The 5,757-nt window shown below is 73.5% G+C and carries 6 protein-coding genes; 4 read left to right on the top strand and 2 right to left on the bottom strand.

Annotation, left to right across the window (positions count from 1 at the left end):
- The 4 genes from B7767_RS13810 to B7767_RS13795 form a co-directional block, all read left to right on the top strand.
- Positions 1-726: SDR family NAD(P)-dependent oxidoreductase (locus tag B7767_RS13810; RefSeq protein WP_143652431.1), on the top strand; the 726-nt coding region annotated here is incomplete at its 5' end.
- A 228-nt stretch (positions 727-954) separates the two neighbouring features.
- On the top strand, positions 955-1,503 hold the full coding sequence (locus B7767_RS13805) for an RNA 2'-phosphotransferase (protein ID WP_085572445.1): 549 nt from the start codon (positions 955-957) through the stop codon (positions 1,501-1,503).
- Positions 1,504-1,566: 63 nt separating this feature from the next.
- Entirely contained in the window at positions 1,567-2,469 is a 903-nt protein-coding gene (locus B7767_RS13800; RefSeq protein WP_085572444.1) for an LLM class flavin-dependent oxidoreductase, read from the top strand.
- Between the two features lie 87 nt (positions 2,470-2,556).
- On the top strand, positions 2,557-3,444 hold the full coding sequence (locus B7767_RS13795; protein ID WP_179167142.1) for an HAD hydrolase family protein: 888 nt from the start codon (positions 2,557-2,559) through the stop codon (positions 3,442-3,444).
- Position 3,445: 1 nt separating this feature from the next.
- Here B7767_RS13795 and B7767_RS13790 read toward each other — a convergent pair whose 3' ends face one another.
- Together B7767_RS13790 and cydC are read right to left on the bottom strand one after the other, a co-directional pair.
- Entirely contained in the window at positions 3,446-4,498 is a 1,053-nt protein-coding gene (locus tag B7767_RS13790; RefSeq protein WP_085572443.1) for a M23 family metallopeptidase, read from the bottom strand.
- 150 nt (positions 4,499-4,648) lie between these two features.
- A partial coding sequence (cydC, locus tag B7767_RS13785; protein WP_107486081.1) for a thiol reductant ABC exporter subunit CydC occupies positions 4,649-5,757 on the bottom strand: 1,109 nt, incomplete at its 5' end.

Genomic DNA, 5,757 nt, shown 5'->3' with positions numbered 1-5,757 from the left:
CTGGCGGTCGACCGGGACGCGGAGGCCGCGGCCCGTACCGCCGGGGAGGCCCGCGGTCGCGGAGCGGCGGCGGCCTGGGCGGAGACGGTGGACGTGTCCGACGAACGGGCCATGGAGAAGCTCGCCGAGCGGGTCACCACCGAGTACGGCGTGGTGGACGTCCTGGTGAACAACGCCGGCATCGGGCTGGGCGGCTCCTTCTTCGACACCACCCCGGAGGACTGGAGGAAGGTCCTCGACGTCAATCTGTGGGGGGTGATCCACGGCTGCCGGCTCTTCGGGCGGCGGATGGCCGAGCGCGGACAGGGCGGCCACATCGTCAACGTCGCCTCGGCGGCGGCGTTCCAGCCGTCCAGGGCGCTGCCCGCCTACAGCACCTCCAAGGCGGCGGTGCTGATGCTGAGCGAGTGCCTGCGGGCGGAGTTGGCGGGCCGGGACATCGGCGTGACGGCGGTGTGCCCCGGGTTCGTGAACACCCCCATCACCTCCACCGCGCGCTTCGCGGGCGTGGACGCCGAGGAGGAGCGGCGGCTGCGGAAGCGGGCGGCACGCCTGTACGGGCTGCGGAACTACCCGCCGGAGAAGGTCGCCGCCGCGATCCTGCGGGCGGTGGCGCGTGACGAGGCGGTGGTGCCGGTCACCCCGGAGGCGCGGACCGCGTACGCGCTGTCGCGGTGGGCGCCGGGGGTGCTGCGGAGGATCGCGCGGGTGAAGCCGCCGGTGTGAGGGATGGCCGGTGCGAGGGATGGCCGGTGCGAGGGATGGCCGGTGCGAGGGATGGCCGGTGCGAGGGATGGCCGGTGCGAGGGATGGCCGAGGTAAGACCGGTCCACGCGAGTCCAGTTGTCCACAGAGAGCGTCAATTCCCCTGTGGATAAACACACTTGGCTGTGGATCAAACCTCCGGAGCTAAATCGATCGCGTGATGCGCGTCTCTCCCGGCAATCTGAACGGATGGACGAAAGACGCACCGTGAAGGTGTCGAAGTACCTCTCCAAGCATCTGCGCCACCAGCCCGAGAGGATCGGGTTGACCCTCGACGAGGGCGGCTGGGTCGAGATCGAGGCGCTGATCGCCGCGGCGTCCGCGCACGGCTTCCGGTTCACCCGGGAGGAACTGGACCACGTCGTCGCCACCAACGACAAGCGGCGCTTCGCCGTCGAGGGCACCCGGATCCGCGCCAGCCAGGGCCACAGCGTCGAGGTCGACCTCGGACTGGCGCCGGCCACCCCACCGCCGTACCTGTACCACGGCACCGTCGCCCGGAACCTGGAGGCGATCCGCACCGAAGGGCTGCGGCCCATGAACCGGCACGACGTGCACCTCTCCGCCGACCGCGAGACGGCGACCCGGGTCGGCGCCCGCCGGGGCCGCCCGGTCGTCCTGTCCGTGGACGCGGCCGCCATGCACCGCGACGGCCATGTCTTCCACGTGAGCGCCAACGGCGTGTGGCTGACCCGGACCGTGCCGAGCCGGTACCTGCGGTTTCCCGCGAGCCACTGAGACGGAACACGGACGGCGTGATCGTTTCACGTGAAACACGGCCCGACGCATAGGCTCGGTGGTATGACTCTGCGCCTGAGCACCGTGATCCTCCCGTACCGCCGCTGGCACGAAGGCAGCCGTTCGGCGTGGGTGCGTGCCGAGGAGCTCGGCTTCCACACGGGGTACACCTACGACCACCTGTCCTGGCGCACCTTCCGGGACGGCCCCTGGTTCGGCGCCGTCCCCACCCTGACCGCCGCCGCGGCCGTGACCGACCGGATGCGGCTGGGCACGCTGGTGACCTCGCCGAACTTCCGGCACCCGGTGACCCTCGCCAAGGAGCTCATCTCCCTCGACGACATCTCCGGCGGGCGCGTCACCCTCGGGATCGGCGCGGGCGGCACCGGCTTCGACGCCACGGCGCTCGGCCAGGAGCCCTGGACACCCCGCGAGCGCGCCGACCGCTTCGCCGAGTTCGTGCCGCTGCTCGACCGGCTGCTCACCGAGGACTCGGTGTCGTACGAGGGCGACTTCTACGCGGCGCACGAGGCGCGCAACATCCCGGGCTGTGTGCAGCGGCCCCGGCTGCCGTTCGCCGTGGCGGCCACCGGACCGCGCGGGCTGCGGCTCGCGGCACGCCACGGGCAGGCCTGGGTGACCACGGGCGATCCCCGGCTGTACGAGAACGGCACGCCCGAACAGTCGGTTCAGGCCATTCGCGGTCAGGCGGAGAAGCTGGCCGACGCCTGCGCCGAGCTGGGCCGGGACGTGACCGGGCTGGACAGGATCCTGCTCACCGGATTCACCCCGGACCGGGGCCGTCCGCTGGAGTCCCTGGACGCCTTCGTCGACTTCGCGGGCCGCCACGCGGAGCTGGGCTTCACCGAGATCGTGATCCACTGGCCCATTCCCGACTCGGACTTCGCCGCGGACCAGAAGGTCTTCGAACGGATCGCCATGGAGGCGCCGGCGCAGCTGCGGTGACCCCCGCTGCCCCAGGGCGTGGGAGAGACCGCTGGTGACGGCGGTAACCACTCAGATGTGCGGAGTCCCGCACGGCCGTGCGGGCATATGCGGGACAATGACCGGGTGACCTCAGCGACCCGACAGCCCGAGACCCAGGCAGCCCCCACCCGACCGCGGCTCATCGCCACCGACCTCGACGGCACCCTGCTGCGCGACGACAAGTCGGTGTCCCCGCGCACCGTCGCCGCGCTCGCCGCCGCCGAGGAGGCGGGCATCGAGGTCTTCTTCGTCACCGGCCGCCCGGCCCGCTGGATGGACGTCGTCAGCGACCACGTCCACGGCCACGGGCTCGCCATCTGCGGCAACGGCGCGGCCGTCGTCGACCTGCACGGCGGCCCCGGCGCGCACCGCTTCGTGAAGGTGCGCGAGCTGCCCCGGCAGAACGCGCTGGACGCCGTACGGCTGCTGCGCGAGGCGGCGCCGGGCACGGTGTACGCCGTGGAGCAGACCTTCGGCTTCAACCAGGAGCCGGCGTACCCGAAGCTGCACATGGAGGTCCCGGACACGCTCGCTCCCGCCGAGGAGCTGCTGGCCCCGGACTCCCACACCGCCGGCGAGCCGGTGCTCAAGATCCTCGCCCACCACCCCGAGCTCGACCCCGACGCCTTCCTGACCCTGGCCCGGCTCGCCGTCGGCGACCGTGCCAACGTCACCCGCTCCAGCCCCAGCGCCCTGCTGGAGATCAGCGGCCCCGAGGTGTCCAAGGCCAGCACGCTCGCCCTGTGCTGTGCCGAGCGCGGCATCTCGCACGAGGAGGTCGTCGCCTTCGGCGACATGCCGAACGACGTCGAGATGCTGACCTGGGCCGGCCGTTCCTACGCGATGGGCAACGCCCACCCGGACGTGATCGCCGCCGCCTCGGGCCGCACCGTCGCCAACAACGACGACGGGGTGGCCGTGGTGATCGAGCGGCTGCTGAACGAGCACCCGTAGCTCAGAGCGACACCCCGTACCGCGCCAGCCACGGCACGGGGTCCACCGCCGACCCCGTCTCCGGCGTGACCCGCACCTCGAAGTGCAGGTGCGGGCCCGTGGAGTTGCCGCTGGTGCCGGACTGGCCGATCCACTGTCCGGGCACGACCCGCTCCCCCTGGTCGACGGCGACGGCGGCGAGATGGGCGTACTGCGTGTAGTAGCCGCCCGCGTGCCGGATCACGATCTCGATGCCGAAGGCGCCCCCGCAGGACACCTTCACCACCTTCCCGGCGCCCACGGCCCGCACCGGCGTGCCGATCGGCACCGCGAAGTCCTGCCCGGTGTGCCGGTTCGCCCACCGGGCGCCGCCGCTGCCGTAGGAGGCGGACAGTTCGTACGTCTCCACCGGCGCCACCCAGCTGGTGGTGAACCGCGTCCGGGGCTGGTCGAGGCGGACCGCGCCGCGGCAGGCGCCGGCCGCGACGGAGGCGTCCGCCTGGCCCTGGAGCTTCCACCGCGCCGCTTCGAGCTTCCGCTCGATGCCCTGCCGCAGGGCGGCGAGTTCCGTGTTCCGCTCCTCCAGCTCCTTCCACGCCGCCGCGGCCTTCGCCTCGTCGCGGGCGAGCCGGGCCTCGGCCCGTTCGCTCCTGCCGATCGCCTTGTCGAGCGACACCTCCGCCTGCCGCACCACCCGCTGACCACGCATCAGCTCCTCGGGATCGTCGGCGAGCAGCATGTGCGCGGTGAGCGGCAGCCCGCCGCCGTCCCGGTACTGGGAGCTCGCGATCCGGCCCAGGTCCTCGTGCAGCACGGCCATCTCCCGCCGCTCCCGGTCGAGCCGCTCCTCCAGCCGCTGCCCCTCGGCCCGCTGCCTCTCGGCCTCACGCCGACCGGCCTCGTACCGCTCCGTCGCCGCCGCCGCTTCCTCGTACAGCCGCGCCACTTCCGCGCTGACGCCGGACGCGGAGCCGTGTCCGGGGGTGTGGCCGCCGTCGGCGGGCCGGGCGGCGAGCACGGCGAGCGCGCACAGCAGCACGGTGGTGAGCAGCGGATGGCGGCGGGTGAAGCGCATGACTGCGATCCTGGCCCCCGCCCCGGCGCACGGTCCTGTTCACGTCGTACACATGGGGGACCACCAGCCCCGTACGGACCAGTGATACCGCCGAACAGCCGTCTGTTCCCCCACGCTTGACGTGCCGTCACGCGGAAGGCGCCCACCGGGCTAGTGTGCCGCCACCAGGAGTCCCGCCTGCTCCTCCCTGCGCGCCATCGCCCGCAACGGACCGGCCGCGGCGACCAGTTCGGCGTACGGACCGCGTTGCACCACCCGTCCCTCGTCCAGCACGACCACCTCGTCCACCGCCTCCAGACCGGCCAGCCGGTGGGTGATGAGCAGCGTCGTACGGCCCTCGGTGGCGGCCAGCAGGTCGGCGGTGAGCGCGTCGGCGGTCGGCAGGTCGAGGTGTTCGGCGGGTTCGTCCAGCACCAGCACGGGGAAGTCCGCGAGCAGCGCCCGGGCGAGCGCCAGCCGCTGCCGCTGCCCGCCGGACAGCCGCGCCCCGTGCTCGCCGACGAGCGTGTCGAGCCCGTCGGGCAGGCCGTCGGCCCACTCCAGCAGCCGGGCCCGGCGAAGAGCGTCGCGCAGGTCGTCCTCGGTCGCGTCCTTCCTGGCGAGCAGCAGGTTCTCCCGCACCGAGCTGTTGAAGAGGTGCGCGTCCTGCGCGCACAGTCCGACCAGCCGCCGCACGTCGTCGCCGTCCAGGGCGTACGCGTCCACCCCGGCCAGGGTGTAGGCGCCCGCGTCCGGGTCCAGGAACCGCAGCAGCGCCTGCGCGAGGGTCGTCTTCCCGGAGCCGGACGGGCCGACCACCGCGACCCGGCGGCCCCGTTCCAGCGTCAGGTCCACCCCGGCGAGCGCGTCCCGGTCCTGTCCGGGGTGCCGGACGGCCAACCCCTTGATCACGAGCGGGAACGGCGACGCGGGCGCCTGCCGGGGCGCCTGCGGCTCCCGTACGGGGGCCGGGGCGTCCAGGACCTCGTACACGCGCTCGGCGCTGCGGCGCACCCGCTGCCGGTACTGCACGGCGAGCGGCATCCCGAGGACGGCCTCGAACGCGGCCATCGGGGTGAGGACGACGACGGCGAGGGCCACACCGTCCAGCCGGCCGTCGGCCACGGCCTGGACGCCGACGAGGGCGGCGGCCGCGACGGTCAGTCCGGAGATCAGCGCGGTGAGCCCGTCGCCGAGCGCGGTGGCGGTGGCGGCGCGTGAGGCGATCCGGGTGAGCGTGCCGTCGGCCCGGCGCGCCTCGGCGGCCCGCGCGGGCAGGG

Source organism: Streptomyces sp. 13-12-16, assembly GCF_002114215.1.
Classification (GTDB): domain Bacteria; phylum Actinomycetota; class Actinomycetes; order Streptomycetales; family Streptomycetaceae; genus Streptomyces.
Note: the sequence above shows the minus strand (reverse complement) of the source record. Positions and strands in the feature narration are given on the sequence as shown.

Bases quoted from the DNA above. Each gene is read 5' to 3' on its own strand.
- B7767_RS13805 (WP_085572445.1), top strand. From the start codon at position 955: ATGGACGAAAGACGCACCGTGAAGGTGTCGAAGTACCTCTCCAAGCAT.
- B7767_RS13800 (WP_085572444.1), top strand. From the start codon at position 1,567: ATGACTCTGCGCCTGAGCACCGTGATCCTCCCGTACCGCCGCTGGCAC.
- B7767_RS13795 (WP_179167142.1), top strand. From the start codon at position 2,557: ATGCGGGACAATGACCGGGTGACCTCAGCGACCCGACAGCCCGAGACC.
- B7767_RS13790 (WP_085572443.1), bottom strand. From the start codon at position 4,498: ATGCGCTTCACCCGCCGCCATCCGCTGCTCACCACCGTGCTGCTGTGC.